Source organism: Kluyvera sp. Awk 3 (genome assembly GCF_028069715.1).
Taxonomy (GTDB): domain Bacteria; phylum Pseudomonadota; class Gammaproteobacteria; order Enterobacterales; family Enterobacteriaceae; genus Kluyvera; species Kluyvera georgiana_A.
Genome location: NZ_JANEWH010000002.1, coordinates 1 through 19,870, shown reverse-complemented (window position 1 = coordinate 19,870; position 19,870 = coordinate 1). Strand labels below are relative to the sequence as shown.

General features: G+C 55.6%; 15 protein-coding genes. 8 read left to right on the top strand and 7 right to left on the bottom strand.

Annotation, left to right across the window (positions count from 1 at the left end):
• Positions 1-165: 165 nt before the first annotated feature.
• Positions 166-1,089: a TIGR01212 family radical SAM protein gene (locus tag NNN71_RS00895; protein WP_163447769.1), complete on the bottom strand. Its 924-nt coding sequence runs from the start codon at positions 1,087-1,089 to the stop codon at positions 166-168.
• Between the two features lie 683 nt (positions 1,090-1,772).
• On the opposite strand from NNN71_RS00895, the gene gltB reads away from it, so the two are divergent.
• From gltB to NNN71_RS00870, 5 genes are all read left to right on the top strand, one after another.
• Positions 1,773-6,233 (top strand): glutamate synthase large subunit, encoded by a 4,461-nt coding sequence (gltB, locus tag NNN71_RS00890; RefSeq protein WP_167574946.1) that lies wholly within the window; start codon positions 1,773-1,775, stop codon positions 6,231-6,233.
• 9 nt (positions 6,234-6,242) lie between these two features.
• A complete protein-coding gene (gene gltD, locus NNN71_RS00885; RefSeq protein WP_064541823.1) occupies positions 6,243-7,661 on the top strand; it encodes a glutamate synthase subunit GltD in 1,419 nt (472 codons plus the stop codon).
• A gap of 209 nt (positions 7,662-7,870) precedes the next feature.
• Entirely contained in the window at positions 7,871-8,953 is a 1,083-nt protein-coding gene (locus NNN71_RS00880) for a PDDEXK nuclease domain-containing protein (RefSeq protein ID WP_271457679.1), read from the top strand.
• Positions 8,954-9,090: 137 nt separating this feature from the next.
• A complete protein-coding gene (codB, locus tag NNN71_RS00875) occupies positions 9,091-10,341 on the top strand; it encodes a cytosine permease (RefSeq protein WP_271457678.1) in 1,251 nt (416 codons plus the stop codon).
• The gene (locus NNN71_RS00870) at positions 10,331-11,611 is read left to right on the top strand and encodes a cytosine deaminase (RefSeq protein WP_271457677.1); all 1,281 of its coding nucleotides are present in this window, start codon (positions 10,331-10,333) and stop codon (positions 11,609-11,611) included. Before codB ends, NNN71_RS00870 begins: the two co-directional genes overlap by 11 nt.
• Positions 11,612-11,644: 33 nt before the next feature.
• On the opposite strand, the gene sspB is transcribed toward NNN71_RS00870, so the two are convergent.
• The 5 genes from sspB to zapE all read right to left on the bottom strand — a co-directional run bounded on the left by sspB (position 11,645) and on the right by zapE (position 15,336).
• Positions 11,645-12,145 (bottom strand): ClpXP protease specificity-enhancing factor, encoded by a 501-nt coding sequence (gene sspB / locus NNN71_RS00865; protein ID WP_163447765.1) that lies wholly within the window; start codon positions 12,143-12,145, stop codon positions 11,645-11,647.
• Positions 12,146-12,149: 4 nt separating this feature from the next.
• On the bottom strand, positions 12,150-12,788 hold the full coding sequence (gene sspA / locus NNN71_RS00860) for a stringent starvation protein SspA (protein ID WP_064541808.1): 639 nt from the start codon (positions 12,786-12,788) through the stop codon (positions 12,150-12,152).
• A 297-nt stretch (positions 12,789-13,085) separates the two neighbouring features.
• Positions 13,086-13,478: a 30S ribosomal protein S9 gene (rpsI, locus tag NNN71_RS00855; protein WP_000829815.1), complete on the bottom strand. Its 393-nt coding sequence runs from the start codon at positions 13,476-13,478 to the stop codon at positions 13,086-13,088.
• Positions 13,479-13,493: 15 nt separating this feature from the next.
• A complete protein-coding gene (gene rplM / locus NNN71_RS00850; protein WP_064541805.1) occupies positions 13,494-13,922 on the bottom strand; it encodes a 50S ribosomal protein L13 in 429 nt (142 codons plus the stop codon).
• A 289-nt stretch (positions 13,923-14,211) separates the two neighbouring features.
• Entirely contained in the window at positions 14,212-15,336 is a 1,125-nt protein-coding gene (zapE, locus tag NNN71_RS00845) for a cell division protein ZapE (RefSeq protein WP_163447764.1), read from the bottom strand.
• 198 nt (positions 15,337-15,534) lie between these two features.
• Here zapE and zapG point away from each other — a divergent pair, with 198 nt between their 5' ends.
• The 3 genes from zapG (at position 15,535) to degS (ending at position 18,606) form a co-directional block, all read left to right on the top strand.
• Positions 15,535-15,933 carry a Z-ring associated protein ZapG gene (zapG, locus tag NNN71_RS00840; protein WP_064541800.1) on the top strand — a complete coding sequence of 133 codons (399 nt, stop codon included), beginning with the start codon at positions 15,535-15,537 and terminating at the stop codon, positions 15,931-15,933.
• 138 nt (positions 15,934-16,071) lie between these two features.
• Positions 16,072-17,448, top strand: a complete 1,377-nt coding sequence (gene degQ / locus NNN71_RS00835) for a serine endoprotease DegQ (RefSeq protein WP_249022684.1) — start codon at positions 16,072-16,074, stop codon at positions 17,446-17,448.
• Positions 17,449-17,538: 90 nt separating this feature from the next.
• Positions 17,539-18,606, top strand: coding sequence for an outer membrane-stress sensor serine endopeptidase DegS (gene degS, locus NNN71_RS00830; RefSeq protein WP_163447762.1), 1,068 nt, complete (start codon positions 17,539-17,541; stop codon positions 18,604-18,606).
• Between the two features lie 57 nt (positions 18,607-18,663).
• Here the strand turns inward: degS and mdh are convergent, their stop codons facing one another.
• Positions 18,664-19,602, bottom strand: a complete 939-nt coding sequence (mdh, locus tag NNN71_RS00825; protein WP_163447761.1) for a malate dehydrogenase — start codon at positions 19,600-19,602, stop codon at positions 18,664-18,666.
• Positions 19,603-19,870: the final 268 nt, after the last annotated feature.

Here is a 19,870-nt window from a genome sequence, read left to right as displayed (position 1 = left end):
CGCGGCGCGGTAGGTTGTGCGAAAAATGCGGGGATTATCTGCTAATTGGGTCACGGAGCCATTCCCGGCGGCGCTTCGCTTGGCCGGGCTACATTGCGGTTGTAGGCCGGATAAGGCGATGCCGCCATCCGGCAATGTATACAGAGGACCAGGTGGCGATATGCGCTATGGCTGCACCCACGGTGCGCCCAACGCCGAGCCCTGTACACCGTGTTCGTTGAGGTATTTATCCAGTTCAACCATCCCGGTCCAGCGATTTTCACACCATAACGGCGCCAGAAGCGTCGGGCGACGGGCGCTGGCGGAGATACGATGGTAAATCACCTCCGGCGGCGTATGGCGGATCATCTCACCAGCGGTCACCGTGTACTCATCCAGCTCGATACCGTTCAGACGACCGGCTTCCCAGGCTTTTGCCATAATGCTGCCCGTCACGATATGCAGCGGGTGTAACTTGATGCCGTCGACGCCAGTCTCCACAACCCGCTCGAGCGTCTCCAGACACTCGCTTTGCCCTTCCCCCGGCAGGCCGACAATCAGGTGACTGCACACCTTCAACCCGCGCTCGCGCGCCAGCCGCGTGGTATTTTGATAACAGGCAAAGTCGTGGCCGCGGTTAATTCGGTGCAGCGTTTTATCGTGCGCGGTTTGCAGCCCCAGTTCCAGCCACACTTCATAGCCCTGATCTTTATACTCGCTCAGCAAATCAAGCACCGCCTCCGGCACGCAGTCCGGGCGCGTGCCGACGCACAGACCGACGATATTGGCCTGACTCACCGCCTGCTGGTACATCGAGCGCAGCACCTGCACTTCGGCAAAGGTGCTGGTATAGGCCTGAAAATAGGCCAGATAGCGTTTGGCGCGATTCACCAGATTTGCCTGGTGCGCCAGCTGGTCGGCAATCGACTTATGCTGTTGCGCTTCATCGGCAAACGAGGCGACATTACAGAACGTGCAGCCGCCGCGGCCGATAGTGCCGTCGCGGTTTGGGCAGCTGAATCCACCATGCAGCGTCAGTTTATGGACCTTTTCGCCGTAACGACGCGTAAGATCCCCACCAAACATATTGACTAATTTTTGTAACTGCATAATCTGATAGACCGGCCTGAAGAAAGGGGCCAAGCCTGCCACTTTTAGTCTCGATCGGCGATGACCTGGATCAATCGCCATGTAGACCTATTGCTTCATTGCATAATCAATCAAAATTACTGCAATTTCATTCACCACCTGAGTGATTATTTTTGCTTATGTCAGCGCCGCTATTTGCAATAATCCAGCGTCTGTTGAAAAACAGAGGGATCCTATACCCACAGCCTTAACACCAGAATTAAATGCTGGTTTTCATCATTAAAACAGCTTATGTAGATTAAAACAGCGCTTTCATATAGTGAGACAGATCACACTCACAATGCCCTTCCCCGTTGTTCAGCCGCCCGAAAAATAGTTGTATTTTTCTTATATTTCATAAACTTAATTGTCAAATAGCACATTTTTGGATAAATAAGATTGCCATTTGACCTATGTACGGATTCCCGATAAGTTGGGAATCCGCTGGAAGCTTTCTGGATGAGCAGCCTGCTCATCATATTTATGCAGTAATTGAGATTCCCTCTTAAGCAAGTCCTCAAACTTGTGTGACCTACGCGAAAAGGATAAAAGAGGGCGAATGCGAGGTAGGCAAAGAATGCCATACCCCGTCGCCATGCTCTTGCTGTGCCTTGCGCGCAATCGATTAAGGGGGCGTCCCGTAGAGCCTGGGGAGGTTCACTGATATGTTGTACGATAAATCCCTTGAGAGGGATAACTGTGGTTTCGGCCTGATCGCCCACATAGAAGGCGAACCTAGCCACAAGGTAGTGCGTACCGCGATACACGCACTGGCCCGTATGCAGCACCGCGGTGCGATCCTCGCCGACGGTAAAACCGGCGACGGTTGTGGCTTGCTGCTGCAAAAACCTGACCGTTTCTTCCGCATCGTTGCTGAAGAACGTGGCTGGCGCTTAGCCAAAAACTATGCCGTTGGGATGCTGTTCCTGAATAAGGATCCTGAACTGGCCGCTGCCGCCCGCCATGTTGTAGAAGAAGAACTGCAGCGTGAAACCCTGTCTATTGTTGGCTGGCGCGATGTGCCCACCAACGAAGGTGTACTCGGTGAAATCGCCCTCTCCTCTCTGCCTCGTATAGAGCAAATTTTCGTTAACGCCCCTGCGGGCTGGCGCCCACGCGATATGGAACGCCGCCTGTTTATCGCCCGCCGCCGCATCGAAAAGCGCCTCCTGCAAGATAAAGACTTCTACGTTTGTAGCCTGTCCAATCTGGTGAACATTTATAAAGGTCTGTGTATGCCGGCGGATCTGCCGCGCTTCTACCTGGACCTCGCGGACCTGCGTCTGGAATCGGCCATCTGCCTGTTCCACCAGCGCTTCTCCACCAACACCGTGCCGCGCTGGCCGCTGGCACAGCCGTTCCGCTACCTGGCGCACAACGGCGAAATCAACACCATCACCGGTAACCGTCAGTGGGCGCGCGCGCGTACCTATAAGTTCCAGACGCCGCTGATCCCTGACCTGCACGACGCCGCGCCGTTCGTCAACGAAACCGGCTCCGACTCCAGCTCCATGGATAACATGCTTGAGCTGCTGCTGGCGGGCGGGATGGACATCATCCGCGCCATGCGTCTGCTGGTACCACCGGCCTGGCAGAACAACCCGGATATGGATCCGGACCTGCGTTCGTTCTTCGACTTTAACTCCATGCACATGGAGCCGTGGGACGGCCCGGCAGGGATCGTCATGTCTGATGGTCGCTACGCCGCCTGTAACCTCGACCGTAACGGCCTGCGCCCGGCGCGCTACGTCATTACCAAAGACAAACTCATCACCTGCGCCTCTGAAGTCGGGATCTGGGACTACCAGCCTGACGAAGTGGTGGAAAAAGGCCGCGTCGGTCCAGGCGAGCTGATGGTTATCGACACCCGCAGCGGCCGCATTCTGCACTCTGCCGAAACCGACAACGATCTGAAAAGCCGCCATCCGTACAAAGAGTGGATGGAGAAAAACGTTCGCCGTCTGGTGCCGTTTGAAGATCTGGCCGACGATCAGGTGGGCAGCCGTGAGCTGGACGACGATACCCTTGCCAGCTACCAGAAACAGTTTAACTACAGCGCTGAAGAGCTGGATTCCGTGATTCGCGTACTCGGCGAAAACGGTCAGGAAGCCGTCGGCTCGATGGGTGACGATACCCCGTTCGCCGTGCTCTCCAGCCAGCCGCGTATTATTTACGACTACTTCCGCCAGCAGTTTGCGCAGGTAACCAACCCGCCAATCGATCCGCTGCGTGAAGCGCACGTGATGTCGCTGGCAACCAGCATTGGTCGTGAGATGAACGTCTTCTGCGAAGCGGAAGGCCAGGCGCACCGTCTGAGCTTCAAATCGCCGATTCTGCTGTACTCCGATTTCAATCAGCTCACCACGATGAAAGAGGATCATTACCGCGCCGACACGCTGGACATCACCTTCGATGTGACGGAAACCAGCCTCGAAGCCACGGTGAAAGCCCTGTGCGACAAGGCCGAAGAGATGGTGCGCAGCGGTACCGTCCTGCTGGTGCTGTCCGACCGTAACATCGCCAAAAATCGTCTGCCGGTACCGGCGCCAATGGCGGTGGGCGCAATCCAGGCTCGCCTGGTGGATAAGAGCCTGCGCTGCGACGCGAACATCATCGTGGAAACCGCCAGCGCCCGCGACCCGCACCACTTTGCGGTACTGCTCGGCTTTGGCGCCACGGCAATCTATCCGTACCTGGCCTATGAAACTCTGGGTCGTCTGATCGATACCCATGCTATCGAGAAAGACTACCGCACGGTGATGCTGAACTACCGTAACGGCATCAACAAAGGTCTGTATAAGATCATGTCCAAAATGGGCATCTCGACCGTTGCTTCCTATCGTTGCTCTAAGCTGTTTGAAGCGGTCGGTCTGCACGATGACGTGGTCGAAAACTGCTTCCAGGGCGTGGTTAGCCGCATCGGCGGCGCGTCGTTCGACGACTTCCAGCAGGATCTGCTGAACCTGTCGAAGCGTGCCTGGCTGGCGCGTAAACCGCTGGAACAGGGCGGCCTGCTGAAATACGTTCACGGCGGCGAATACCATGCCTACAACCCGGACGTGGTACGCACCCTGCAACAGGCAGTACAGAGCGGCGAATACAGCGATTACAAAGCCTATGCAGAGCTGGTCAACAACCGCCCTGCCGCGACGCTGCGCGACCTGCTGGCCATCACGCCAAACGGCGAGACCGTCAACCTGGCCGATGTAGAGCCCGCGAGCGACCTGTTCAAACGTTTCGATACCGCAGCGATGTCTATCGGCGCACTGAGCCCGGAAGCACACGAAGCGCTGGCCGAAGCGATGAACAGCATCGGCGGCAACTCGAACTCCGGCGAAGGCGGCGAAGACCCGGCGCGTTACGGCACCAACAAAGTGTCGCGCATCAAGCAGGTGGCCTCCGGTCGCTTTGGCGTCACCCCAGCGTACCTGGTCAATGCCGACGTCATTCAGATTAAAGTCGCTCAGGGCGCGAAACCGGGCGAAGGTGGTCAATTGCCGGGTGATAAAGTCACCCCGTACATTGCCAAACTGCGTTATTCCGTACCGGGCGTGACGCTGATTTCTCCGCCGCCGCACCACGATATTTACTCTATCGAGGACTTAGCGCAGCTGATTTTCGACCTCAAACAGGTCAACCCGAAAGCGATGATCTCCGTGAAGCTGGTTTCCGAACCGGGCGTCGGCACCATCGCTACCGGCGTGGCAAAAGCCTATGCAGACCTCATCACCATCGCCGGCTACGACGGCGGCACAGGCGCAAGCCCGCTGTCTTCGGTGAAATACGCCGGCTGTCCGTGGGAGCTGGGTCTGGTCGAAACGCAGCAGGCGCTGGTCGCTAACGGCCTGCGTCACAAGATTCGTCTGCAGGTGGACGGCGGCCTGAAAACGGGCGTCGACATCATTAAAGCGGCGATCCTCGGCGCGGAAAGCTTCGGCTTCGGTACCGGGCCAATGGTCGCGCTGGGCTGTAAATACCTGCGTATTTGCCACCTGAACAACTGCGCAACCGGTGTTGCGACTCAGGATGAGAAACTGCGTAAGAACCACTATCACGGCCTGCCGTTCAAAGTAACTAACTACTTTGAATTTATTGCCCGTGAAGTCCGCGAGCTGATGGCTGAACTGGGCGTCACCCGCCTCGTTGACCTGATTGGCCGTACCGACCTGCTCAAAGAGCTGGATGGCTTCACCGCCAAGCAGCAGAAGCTGGAGCTGTCTCGTCTGCTGGAAACCGCGGAGCCGCATCCTGGCAAAGCGCTGTACTGCACCGAGAACAATCCACCGTTTGATAACGGCGTGTTGAACGCGCAGCTGTTGCAGCAGGCAAAACCGTTTGTTGATGAGCGCCAGAGCAAAACCTTCTGGTTTGATATCCGCAACACCGACCGTTCTGTTGGCGCATCGCTGTCTGGCTACATTGCCCAGACGCACGGCGACCAGGGGCTGGCGGCGGATCCGATCAAAGCGCACTTCAACGGTACCGCGGGCCAGAGCTTCGGCGTGTGGAACGCCGGCGGCGTTGAGCTGTACCTGACCGGCGATGCCAACGACTACGTCGGTAAAGGCATGGCGGGCGGTCTGCTGGCGATTCGTCCGCCGGTGGGTTCATCCTTCCGCAGCCATGAAGCCAGCATCATCGGCAACACCTGCCTGTACGGCGCGACCGGTGGTCGTCTGTACGCCGCGGGCCGCGCGGGTGAACGTTTCGGCGTGCGTAACTCCGGGGCGATTACCGTGGTGGAAGGCATCGGCGACAACGGCTGTGAATATATGACCGGCGGTATCGTCTGCGTGCTGGGTAAAACGGGCGTGAACTTCGGCGCCGGTATGACGGGCGGCTTCGCCTATGTGCTGGATGAAGACGGTGATTTCCGTAAGCGTGTGAACCCGGAACTGGTAGAAGTGCTGGACGTCGACTCGCTGGCGATTCACGAAGAACATCTGCGTGGATTGATCACCGAACACGTACAGCTGACCGGCTCCTCCCGCGGTGAAGAGATTCTGGCGCACTGGCCGTCTTATTCCGCGAAGTTTGCTCTGGTTAAGCCGAAATCCAGCGATGTGAAAGCGCTGTTGGGTCACCGTAGTCGTAGCGCAGCCGAGCTGCGCGTGCAGGCGCAGTAAGAGGTCATCATGAGTCAGAACGTTTATCAATTTATCGACCTGCAGCGCGTTGATCCGCCGAAGAAACCGCTGAAGATCCGCAAGATCGAGTTTATCGAGATCTACGAGCCGTTTTCCGAAGGCCAGGCCAAAGCGCAGGCAGATCGCTGCCTGTCCTGCGGCAACCCGTACTGCGAGTGGAAATGTCCGGTACATAACTACATCCCGAACTGGCTGAAGCTGGCGAATGAGGGGCGTATTTTCGAAGCGGCGGAACTTTCACACCAGACCAACACCCTGCCGGAAGTCTGTGGCCGTGTGTGCCCGCAGGATCGCCTGTGTGAAGGCTCCTGTACGCTGAACGATGAGTTTGGCGCCGTGACCATCGGCAACATTGAACGCTATATCAACGATAAAGCATTCGAGATGGGCTGGCGTCCGGACCTCACCGGCGTGAAGCAAACCGGCAAGAAAGTCGCCATCATCGGCGCGGGCCCGGCGGGCCTGGCGTGCGCCGATGTGCTGACTCGCAACGGCGTGAAGGCGGTGGTCTTCGACCGTCACCCGGAAATCGGTGGTCTGCTGACCTTCGGTATCCCGGCCTTCAAGCTGGAGAAAGAAGTCATGACCCGCCGCCGTGAGATCTTCACCGGCATGGGCATTGAATTCAAACTCAACGTCGAAGTGGGCCGTGACGTACAGCTCGACGACCTGCTGAAAGATTACGATGCCGTGTTCCTCGGCGTGGGCACCTATCAGTCAATGCGCGGCGGGCTGGAGAACGAAGACGCTTCCGGCGTATTCGACGCCCTGCCGTTCCTGATTGCCAACACCAAGCAGATCATGGGCTTCGGCGAAACGACTGAAGAACCGTACGTCAGCATGGAAGGCAAACGCGTGGTGGTACTGGGCGGCGGCGACACCGCGATGGACTGCGTACGCACCTCCATTCGTCAGGGCGCAACGCATGTTACCTGTGCCTACCGTCGTGATGAAGAGAACATGCCGGGTTCCAAACGCGAAGTGAAAAACGCGCGCGAAGAAGGCGTGGAATTCCAGTTCAACGTGCAGCCGCTGGGCGTAGAAGTGAATGCCAACGGCAAAGTCTGCGGCGTGAAAATGGCGCGTACCGAGATGGGTCAGCCAGATGCCAAAGGCCGCCGTCGCGCGGAAATCGTCGCCGGTTCCGAGCATGTGGTTCCTGCCGACGCGGTGGTGATGGCGTTCGGTTTCCGTCCGCACAGCATGGAATGGCTGGCGAAGCACAGCGTCGAGCTGGACTCTCAGGGCCGCATCATTGCCCCGGAAGGCAGCGACAACGCCTTCCAGACCAGCAACCCGAAAATCTTTGCCGGTGGCGACATCGTGCGCGGTTCGGATCTGGTGGTAACGGCGATTGCCGAAGGTCGTAAAGCGGCTGACGGGATCATGAACTACCTGGAAGTGTAATTCCTGCTGGCTCCCCTGCCCCAGCTTCACGCTGATGGATGGGGAGCCAATATTTTTCTGCTAAATACATGCAGATTCATTCTTCGAAAGCCGCTCGCAATTACTGCTGCAACGCAATGTAATACACCTCTCCTGGATTGACCGGGCTATGCCCGAAGCGTATTGGTAGCGATATCTTTTTATTTCGCAACTCTCGCGCCAGGGATGACATGACTACGCCTACACCACCACAACACGCTGACGATTATCAGCAAATCCATGACGGTATTATTCAATTAGTAGATACAGCCCACACTGAGACTGTCCGTAGCATTAACGCTTTAATGACGGCAACCTACTGGGAAATCGGCAGGAGAATTGTCGAGTTTGAACAGGGCGGCGAAGCACGGGCGGCTTATGGTATTCAGCTTATTGAGCGGTTATCCGCAGATTTAAGCCTGCGCTATAAGCGTGGTTTTTCCACCCGGAATTTGTGGCAAATGAGAACATTTTATCTATGTTTTCAGAGTATTGAAATTCCGCAGACAGTGTCTGCAGAATCTTCACGTCTGGTACAACTTGCAAAAATTTTTCCACTTCCCTGGTCAGCTTACGTGCGTTTACTTTCGGTAAAAAATTCCGATGCCCGCACTTTTTACGAGAAAGAGACGCTACGTAACGGCTGGTCCGTGCGGCAGCTCGATCGGCAAATCGCCACTCAATTTTACGAACGAACGCTGCTGTCACACGACAAATCCGCCATGTTGCAGCAACCAGCACCCGCCGAACCCAACGTTTTTCCGGAGCAAGCCATACGCGACCCGTTCATTCTGGAGTTTCTTAACCTGAAGGACGCGTATTCAGAGTCGGATCTCGAAGATGCCCTGCTCAGCCACCTGATGGACTTTATGCTGGAGCTCGGTGACGATTTTGCTTTTGTTGGCCGCCAACGCCGATTACGCATAGACGATAGCTGGTTCCGCGTCGATCTGCTGTTCTTCCATCGCCGCTTGCGCTGCCTGTTGCTCGTTGACCTGAAGGTAGGCAAATTCGGTTATGCGGATGCCGGGCAGATGAATATGTACCTGAACTATGCCAAAGAGCACTGGACAATGCCGGGAGAAAACCCGCCCGTTGGGTTGATTCTGTGCGCGGGAAAAGGCGCGGGGGAAGCGCATTACGCGCTGACTGGCCTGCCGAATACCATCATGGCGAGCGAGTACAAAGTGCAGTTGCCTGACGAACGACTACTTGCTGACGAACTCATTCGTTCACAAGCCATGTTGGCACCTCAACCCACAGGAGTGGATTGACTGTAAACCGAGGGAAAGCGGCGAAATCATCACCCCCATGAATAATAACCAACAAAAAATCACGCGGAAACGTTTGCTTTATTCTGAGAACTGTATATTATGCGGCGGATTTTTTGGGCAAAATTCATGGAGGCATTGTGTCGCAGGACAACAATTATAGCCAGGGGCCCGTCCCTCTGGCGGCGCGGAAAGGCGTAGTTCCACTCACGTTTGTGATGTTGGGGTTAACGTTTTTTTCCGCCAGTATGTGGACCGGAGGAACACTCGGTACCGGTCTTTCCTATCATGATTTCTTCCTTGCAGTTTTCTTCGGTAACCTCCTCCTCGGTATCTACACCGCATTTCTTGGTTTCATCGGCGCAAAAACCGGACTCTCTACCCACCTTCTTGCTCGTTACTCCTTTGGCGTAAAAGGCTCATGGCTTCCTTCCATGCTGCTCGGCGGCACGCAGGTAGGCTGGTTTGGCGTCGGCGTGGCTATGTTTGCCATCCCGGTGGGCAAAGCAACGGGCATTGACGTCAATATCCTGATTGCGGTTTCCGGGCTGTTGATGACCCTGACCATCTTCTTCGGTATCTCGGCACTGACTATTCTCTCGATTATCGCCGTGCCTGCGATTGTCATTCTGGGCAACTACTCGGTCTGGCTGGCGGTGAGCGACGTTGGCGGTTTAGACCACTTAAAAACGATTGTGCCGCAGACGCCGCTCAATTTCTCCACCGCACTCGCGCTGGTTGTCGGCTCGTTTGTCAGCGCCGGTACCTTAACCGCCGACTTCGTTCGCTTTGGCCGCAACGCCAAAGGGGCGGTGCTGATTGCGATGGTGGCGTTTTTCCTCGGTAACTCATTGATGTTTATCTTTGGGGCGGCGGGCGCTGCCGCTGTCGGGCAAGCGGATATTTCTGACGTGATGATAGCCCAGGGCCTGCTGCTGCCGGCGATTGTGGTACTCGGCCTGAATATCTGGACCACCAATGACAATGCGCTGTACGCATCTGGTCTGGGCTTTGCCAACATTACCGGTCTTTCCAGCCGCACGCTGTCGGTGGCGAACGGTATTATTGGGACGCTGTGCGCACTGTGGCTTTACAATAACTTTGTCGGCTGGCTGACCTTTCTGTCGGCGGCGATTCCCCCCATTGGGGGCGTGATCATCGCCGACTATCTGTTGAACCACCGCAAATATGCCGACTTCAACAAAGCGCAATTTATTACCGTGAACTGGGTGGCCATTCTGTCCGTTGCACTGGGTATCGCTGCGGGTCACTATATTCCCGGAATTGTCCCGGTCAACGCCGTCCTCGGCGGCGTATTCAGCTATATCCTGCTGAATCCACTCTTTAATCGTAGCCTTGCTAAATCCTCGGAGGTTAGCCATGCAGAATAATAATATTACCCTTCGTCAGGCCCGCTTGCAGGGGCGTGAAGGATTGTGGCAAATCACCATTGAAAATGGGCGCTTTAGCCGTTTTGAGCCTCAGGAAACGGCGTCGGCGCCACAGGGCAATGTGCTGGATATTGAAGGTGGTCTGGCAATCCCTCCGTTTGTTGAACCGCACATCCATCTGGACACCACGCAAACCGCTGGCGAACCAAACTGGAACCAGTCAGGCACGCTGTTTGAAGGTATTGAACGCTGGGCCGAACGCAAGGCGATGCTCACTCACGAAGATGTAAAAGCGCGGGCCATGCAAACCCTGAAGTGGCAGATGGCCAACGGTATCCAGTACGTTCGTACTCACGTTGACGTCTCCGACCCCACGTTGACGGCGCTGAAAGCCATGCTGGAAGTGAAGCAAGAAGTCGCGCCGTGGGTAGAGCTGCAAATCGTCGCGTTCCCGCAAGAAGGCATTCTTTCTTATCCCAACGGTGAGGTGCTGTTAGAAGAAGCTGTACGTTTGGGCGCCGACGTCATTGGCGCCATTCCCCACTTTGAATTTACCCGTGAATATGGCGTTGAATCGCTGCATAAAATTTTCGCCCTGGCGCAAAAATACGACAGACTCATCGACGTACACTGCGATGAAATTGACGATGAGCAATCACGCTTCGTTGAAACCGTCGCGGCGCTGGCGCACCGTGATGAGATGGGGGCTCGCGTGACTGCCAGCCACACGACGGCAATGCACTCCTATAACGGTGCGTACGCTTCCCGCCTTTTCCGCCTGTTAAAGATGTCCGGCATTAACTTTGTCGCCAATCCGCTGGTGAACATTCACCTGCAAGGACGTTTTGACACCTATCCGAAACGCCGCGGCGTCACGCGCGTCAAAGAGATGCTGGAGGCGGATATCAACGTCTGCTTCGGTCATGACGACGTCTTCGATCCGTGGTATCCACTGGGTACCGCGAATATGCTGCAGGTGCTGCATATGGGATTACACGTGTGCCAGCTGATGGGATACGGGCAGATTAATGATGGGCTGAACCTGATAACGACCCACAGCGCGAAAACGTTGCATCTGCAGGATTATGGCCTTGAGATCGGTAATAGCGCCAATCTGGTGATTCTCCCTGCGGAAAATGGTTTTGATGCTGTACGTCGCCAGACGCCAGCCCGCTACTCTATCCGCCATGGTCGGGTGATTGCCGAAACGGTGCCAAGCCAGACGACGCTTCACCTCAACATGCCAGAAAAAGTGACGTTTAAACGATAGCCATAACAAAACAGGCCCGTATGGGCCTGTTTTCTATTTCACAACGCGAAGCGCCGGACGCCCGCCGCGAGGCGGTGGTGGCGTATCGTCGGGATCGTCTCCGTCGTCGCTATCCGGCTTATTGCCATCAATCACCGACATCACGGTCTCGCTTGCGCCGTTATCCACGTCTTCGCCGTCGTTGAAGCCTTCAACATTTTCATCGTATGCGGCTTCTGGCTCAAACATGGTTCCGGCACCGTTCTCACGGGCGTAGATCGCCAGCACGGCAGCCAGCGGAACGGAAACCTGACGCGGCACGCCGCCAAAGCGCGCATTGAAGCGCACTTCATCGTTGGCCAGCTCAAGATTCCCCACCGCACGCGGCGCGATGTTCAACACGATCTGCCCGTCACGCGCGTATTCCATCGGCACATTCACGCCCGGCAGCATGACATCTACCACCAGGTGCGGCGTCAGCTGGTTGTCCAGCAGCCACTCATAGAATGCACGCAGCAGGTACGGGCGGCGCGGAGAAAGTTGCGAAACTTCCATTCAATTAACCCCGGCCAAGGCGCATTTCGCGCTCGGCTTCCGTTAAGGAGGCGAGGAAAGAGTCACGTTCGAAGACGCGCGTCATATAGCCTTTCAGCTCTTTCGCGCCAGCACCGCTCAGCTCAATGCCCATTACCGGCAGACGCCACAGCAGCGGCGCCAGGTAGCAGTCGACAATGCTGAATTCATCGCTCAGGAAGAACGGCTTCTGGGTGAAGACCGGCGCGATCGCCAGCAGCTCTTCACGCAGCTGTTTACGCGCGGCGTCAGCCTGCGCGGCGGAACCGGTCATCACGGTGTTCATCAGTGAGTACCAGTCTTTCTCGATACGGTGCATGTACAGGCGGCTTTCACCACGTGCAACCGGGTAAACCGGCATCAGCGGCGGATGCGGGAAACGCTCATCAAGGTATTCCATAATGATGCGTGATTCCCACAGCGTCAGCTCACGATCTACGAGTGTCGGAACGCTTTGATTCGGGTTGAGGTCAATCAGATCCTGCGGTGGATTGTCCTTTTCCACGTGCTCTATCTCAAAGCTGACACCCTTCTCAGCCAGCACAATGCGGACCTGATGGCTATAGATGTCAGTAGGACCAGAAAACAGCGTCATTACCGAACGTTTGTTGGCAGCGACAGCCATGAAAACCTCCAGGTATATTCAGAATTTTTACTGCTACCAGCCACAACGGCGGCTAGCCAGATGACAAGCCTCAGCTACACGCTAAACGACATTCTCGTTCACAAACTAAACAAAAAATGAACAATCGCGCGCATTTGGGCAGAAAATTGGAAGATAGTCTACCAGATTTTGAACGACTTGTGGTGAGGGGATTCCTGAAAAGCGGAAAAAGAGCGCGGCAGCCCCGTCTTGCAGGCATAAAAAAACCCGCCGAAGCGGGTTTTTTCGCAAATTGTTGTCTGCCGAAGCAGAAAGCAATTAACGTTTGGAGAACTGCGGACGACGACGTGCTTTACGCAGGCCGACTTTCTTACGTTCAACCTGACGAGCATCACGAGTAACGAAGCCAGCTTTACGCAGTTCGCCACGCAGGGATTCGTCGTACTCCATCAGAGCGCGGGTGATACCGTGACGGATCGCACCAGCCTGACCAGAGATACCACCACCTTTAACAGTGATGTACAGATCCAGTTTCTCAACCATGTCGACCAGTTCCAGCGGCTGACGAACTACCATGCGAGCAGTTTCACGACCGAAGTACTGTTCCAGAGAACGTTGGTTGATAACGATTTTGCCGTTGCCCGGTTTGATGAAAACGCGAGCTGCGGAACTTTTGCGGCGACCAGTGCCGTAGTATTGATTTTCAGCCATTGCCTATAATCCCGATTAGATGTCAAGAACTTGCGGTTGCTGTGCCGCGTGGTTGTGCTCGTTGCCAGCGTAAACTTTCAGTTTACGGAACATAGCACGACCCAGCGGGCCTTTTGGCAGCATGCCTTTAACCGCGATTTCAATCACACGCTCAGGACGGCGAGCAATCATCTCTTCAAAGGTCGCTTCTTTGATACCACCGATGTGGCCGGTGTGGTGATAGTACACTTTGTCAGTACGCTTGTTGCCGGTTACAGCAACTTTGTCAGCGTTCAGAACGATGATGTAATCACCGGTATCTACGTGCGGAGTGTATTCCGCTTTGTGCTTACCGCGCAGGCGCAGAGCCAGTTCGGAAGCCAGACGGCCCAGAGTTTTACCGGTCGCGTCAACAACATACCAGTCGCGTTTTACGGTTTCTGGTTTAGCTGTAAAAGTTTTCATTAAAAGCTTACCCAAATAAATAAGTTACACGTTGGTGAACACCCAAACGTTTAGTCAGTTGAGGTTCACACGACATTGTCCAGCAAACCTACCCCTTCGAATAGCCTATGCCGGCGCAGAGAAAGTTTTGGGAAAAAAACTCTCTTGTAACGTGGGGTCGCAAGATTATAGAGAAGTCGGGGTCAAAGGTCGACCCCTTTATGTGATTTGCTGCGGGTTTTTCAGGGTTTGGGGATGCACAGCCTGATGCCCTCACCCCCAGCCCCTCTCCCACGGGGAGAGGGTAGCGTTAAGGCATATGCGCACGCTTCAGATACTCTTCGCTCTGCATCTCCTGCAAACGCGACAGGCAGCGCTGGAACTCAAATTTCAGTCGCTCCCCCTGATAGATGTTGTACAACTCGACTTCGGCGCTCACCACCAGCTTCACATGGCGTTCGTAGAATTCGTCCACCAGCGCGATAAAACGGCGCGCTTCGCTCTCAAGCAATGGCGTCATCACAGACACGTCAAACAACATCACGGTGTGGAACAGACGCGACAGCGCAATGTAGTCGTGCTGGCTGCGTGCGTCGACACACAGGGTATTAAAGGAGACCGCCAGCGTCTGGTTTTCTACGCCAAGAGTCGGCAGCGGACGATGATTAATCTCCAGCGTGGTCTGGTTCATCTGCGGCGTCCCCGCCAGTGCCAGCCACAGTTTGTTCATCTGCTGGCGGGTCTCTGCGTTGAGCGGCGAAAGCCACAGGTGCGCCTGCGTCAGCGTGCGTAGACGATAGTCGATGCCCGCGTCGACATTCATGATATCGCAGTGCTCTTTAATCGCCTCGATCGCCGGCAGGAAGCGCGCACGCTGTAGCCCATTACGATACAGTTCATCCGGCGGAATGTTGGAGGTCGCGACCAGCGTAATACCGCGCGCGAACAGCGCCTTCATCAGGCCGCCAAGGAGCATGGCATCGGTAATATCGGAAACAAAAAATTCATCAAAACACAGCACGTCGGTCTCGGCTTTAAAGCGTTCGGCCACAATTTCCAGCGGGTCAGTGTGCCCCTGGAGCGCGGCCAGTTCTTCATGCACGCGTAACATAAAGCGGTGGAAGTGCAGGCGCTGCTTCCGCTCGCCCGGTAGGCTTTGATAGAACATATCCATCAGCCAGGTTTTCCCTCGCCCCACGCCGCCCCACATATACAGGCCACGTACGGCGCTCGGCGCGTCAGGCTCTTTCTTGCCGAGCAGTTTGCCAAAACGCGCGCGCAGGCCACCGACAGGGGCGGAGACGGGCGTTTTATGCTGGAGTTCCTGGTAAATGGTATCGAGACGGTTTACCGCCTCGCGCTGAACATCGTCAGGTTGATGGCTGCCCTCCTCGAGGGCCTGAAGGTAGCGCGATGTGGGGGACTGGCTTTGCATGATCTAATTGTTATTCCTTTGAAAACCGGTATGTCTTACTTCACGATTGACTAAAAAAAGTCCGTTCTACACTACGCGATGATGCGTCAGGATTCCACTTCTACAGGATTAGCGGTTATAGTGGCACTATCGGGCGCTGGTATGGAGTTGCCGAAGCCGCCAATACCCTACGGAACAACAAAACAATGGGAGATGTTCATGACCTGGGAATACGCGCTAATTGGGTTAGTTGTCGGTATCATCATCGGTGCCGTAGCCATGCGTTTTGGTAATCGTAAATTACGCCAGCAGCAGGCGTTGCAGTACGAGCTGGAGAAAAACAAAGCCGAGCTGGAAGAGTACCGCGAAGAGCTGGTCAGCCATTTCGCCCGCAGCGCCGAGCTGCTCGATAACATGGCCGATGACTATCGCCAGATCTACCAGCACATGGCGAAAAGCTCCAGCAATCTGCTGCCGGGCATGTCTGCGGAAGCCAACCCGTTCCGCAACCGTCTGGCCGAGTCCGAAGCCGGAAACGATCAGGCGCCGGTACAGATGCCGCGCGACTACTCCGACGGCGCATCCGGTCTGCTGCGTAGCGGTGCAAAACGCGATTAATCTGCATTCCACAAATATTTTACGGGCGCATGGCATGCGCCCGTCCTCTTCTGCCTACGCCGTCTATATTTACTTCAATAACATCAGTCTTTTCGGGAAGTCGTGTTCTTGCATCAAGGGTCATGAGGGCCAGCATCAATGAATAAATCAACTTTACTGTTAAGTGCGTTGGCGTTAAGCGTTGGGTTATCCCTCGCCGCTCCAGCGCCGGCGTTCGCGTCGCTGCCGACACAGGTTCCAGGCCAGGGCGCGCTGCCTAGCCTCGCGCCGATGCTGGAGAAAGTGCTGCCTGCGGTGGTGAGCGTTCAGGTAGAAGGAACGGCCCCCGTGAATCAGCAGGTGCCAGACGAGCTCAAAAAGTTCTTTGGCGACGATGGCGGCAACACGGCCAATGAGCCCACCCAGCAGTTTGAAGGTCTGGGCTCCGGCGTCATTATTGATGCCATTAAAGGCTACGTGCTAACCAACAATCACGTCATCAGCGACGCGCAGAAAATCAGCGTTCAGTTGAACGATGGCCGTGAGTTTGAAGCGAAGCTTATCGGCAGCGACGACCAGAGCGACATTGCGCTGTTACAAATCCAGAAAGCCAGCCATTTGACGCAAATCGCCATCGCCGATTCCGACAAACTGCGCGTGGGCGACTTCGCCGTGGCCGTCGGGAACCCGTTCGGCCTGGGGCAGACCGTCACATCCGGTATCGTCTCGGCGCTGGGCCGTAGCGGCCTCAATCTGGAAGGGCTGGAGAACTTCATTCAGACCGATGCGGCTATCAACCGCGGCAACTCCGGCGGCGCGCTGCTGAACCTGAACGGCGAGCTGATCGGTATTAACACCGCCATTCTGGCTCCCGGTGGCGGCAGCGTCGGTATCGGCTTTGCTATCCCCAGCAACATGGCACAGACCCTCGCTCAACAGCTGATTCAGTTCGGTGAGATCAAACGCGGCCTGCTCGGCATCCGCGGTATGGAGATGACCGCCGACATCGCCAAAGCGTTTAATCTCGATGTGCAGCGCGGGGCATTCGTTAGCGAAGTGCTGCCTGGCTCCGGTTCAGCAAAAGCGGGAATTAAATCCGGCGACGTGATTACCAGCCTGAACGGCAAGCCGCTGAACAGTTTCGCCGAGTTGCGTTCCCGCATCGCCACCACGGAACCGGGTTCGAAGGTCAAATTGGGCCTGCTCCGCGACGGTAAACCGCTGGAAGTAGAGGTGACGCTGGATAAGAGCGCCTCATCAACCGCCAGCGCACAGCTGATTATCCCGGCGCTGGAAGGGGCATCGCTCAGCGATGGCCAGGCGAAAAGCGGCACTAAAGGGGTTGTCATTTCTGGCGTGGAAAAAGGTAGCCCTGCCGCGCAAATCGGCCTGCATAAAGATGACGTCATCATCGGTATCAACCGCCAGCCGACACAGTCGATTGCCGAACTGCGCAAAGTGCTGGAAGCGAAACCGGCGGTTATCGCGCTGAATGTCATACGCGGTAATGAAAGTATTTACCTGCTTCTGCGCTAATCCACGAAAAACCGGGCATAGCCTGGAATGTATGTCCGGTTTTTCTCGTGGTATGCTTCGTCCAGTTTCCTCATCAACGATGCCTGTATCATGCTTGTAAAGCTCTTACGTTCGGTTGCACTTGGTTTACTGGTTGGCGGCATACTCATTGTCACCGTCCCTTCGTTGCGTCAGTGGAATCCGTTATCCACCGAGCGCTTTAGCAGTACAGATGAAGCCCCCGCCAGCTATAACACGGCGGTGCGCCGCGCTGCCCCTGCGGTGGTGAACGTCTATAACCGCAGTCTGAACAGCAACACCAATAATCAGCTGGAAATCAAAACGCTCGGATCCGGGGTGATCATGGACGAGCGCGGCTACATTATTACCAACAAACATGTGATCAACGATGCCGATCAGATCATCGTCGCCCTCCAGGATGGTCGCGTGTTTGAAGCCCTGCTGGTCGGCTCCGATAGCCTGACCGATCTGGCGGTGCTGAAGATCAACGCCACCGGCGGCCTGCCGGTCATCCCCATTAACCCGAAGCGCACACCGCACATCGGTGACGTAGTGCTGGCCATCGGCAACCCGTACAACCTCGGGCAGACCATTACCCAGGGGATTATCAGCGCGACCGGTCGTATCGGCCTCAACCCAAGTGGTCGACAGAACTTTCTGCAGACCGATGCCTCTATCAACCACGGTAACTCCGGCGGCGCGCTGGTCAACTCGCTGGGTGAGCTGATGGGCATTAACACCCTCTCTTTCGATAAGAGTAACGACGGTGAAACCCCGGAGGGGCTGAGTTTCGCCATTCCGTTCCAGCTGGCAACCAAAATTATGGATAAGCTGATTCGTGACGGACGCGTGATTCGCGGCTTTATCGGCATCAGCGGACGAGAAATTGCCCCGCTGCATTCACAGGGCGGCGGTATCGATCAAATTCAGGGGATTGTCGTCAATGAGATAGCCCCGGATGGCCCGGCGGCACAGGCGGGTATTCAGAACAACGACGTGATTATTTCGGTCAACGGTAAACCGGCGATTTCCGCGCTGGAAACCATGGACCAGGTCGCCGAGATTCGTCCGGGATCGGTCATTCCGGTGGTCGTGATGCGTGATGATAAGAAACTGACCATGCAGGTCACCATTCAGGAATATCCGGCGTCGGGCTAAGCAGCAGAAAAAGCAAAGGGGCCATTGGCCCCTTTGTCACGTCTAAGGCGTCACGCCTTATTTATTGATGAAATCTTCACCCAGCTGAATATCTTTTCTCAGCGTCTCAAGCATACCTTCCAGCGCCTGCTGTTCGTAAGCGCTCAGTTTGCCAATCGACTGACGTTCTTCAATCCCGTTTTTACCTAACAGCAGCGGCTGCGAGAAGAAGCGCGCGTACTGGCCGTCTCCTTCGACATAGGCGCATTCAACCACGCCCTTCTCGCCCTGCAGGGCGCGAACCAGAGACAGGCCGAAACGCGCCGCCGCCTGGCCCATGGAGAGCGTAGCCGAGCCGCCACCCGCCTTCGCTTCCACCACTTCGGTGCCCGCGTTCTGGATGCGTTTGGTCAGGTCGTTCACTTCCTGATCGGAGAAGCTCACGCCGGAGATTTGCGATAATAAAGGCAGAATGGTCACGCCAGAGTGGCCGCCTATCACCGGCACTTCAACTTCGCTGGCGCTTTTACCTTTTAGCTCCGCCACGAAAGTGTTGGAGCGGATGATATCCAGCGTGGTCACGCCGAACAGTTTGTTCTTGTCATACACGCCCGCCTTTTTCAGCACTTCAGCGGCAATGGCCACTGTGGTATTCACCGGGTTGGTGATAATACCAATACAGGCTTTCGGGGCGGTTTTGGCGATTTGTTGCACCAGGTTTTTGACAATCCCGGCGTTAACGTTAAACAGATCGGAGCGATCCATACCGGGCTTACGCGCCACGCCGGCAGAAATCAGGACCACATCAGCCCCTTCCAGCGCAGGTGTAGCGTCTTCACCGGAGAAGCCTTTGATTTTAACATCCGTCGGAATATGGCTGAGATCGACCGCCACACCTGGCGTGACGGGGGCAATATCATAGAGAGAGAGTTCTGAACCTGAAGGCAGTTGGGTCTTTAGTAGTAGGGCAAGCGCCTGGCCAATACCGCCGGCGGCACCAAGGACTGCGACTTTCATCCTAAACTCCTTATTATGGTTAATGACTTTCAGGTAACAACCTGTCGTGGACCGCATAAACCAACGCAGGAGATACCAGTTGTTACTCCGTTGCGGCGACCTTAATTCACAAGGTAAATAATTACAATATAATTGCTTACAGAATGCGGGCCATTCAACAGCATCCGCACTACTCCCAGAAAAAGGCCTTTCTACGAAACCAAATTTTCATCAACTATCGATTACAATATACTCAGCATGTTGCGTAAAACAACAGCAATTTAATAAC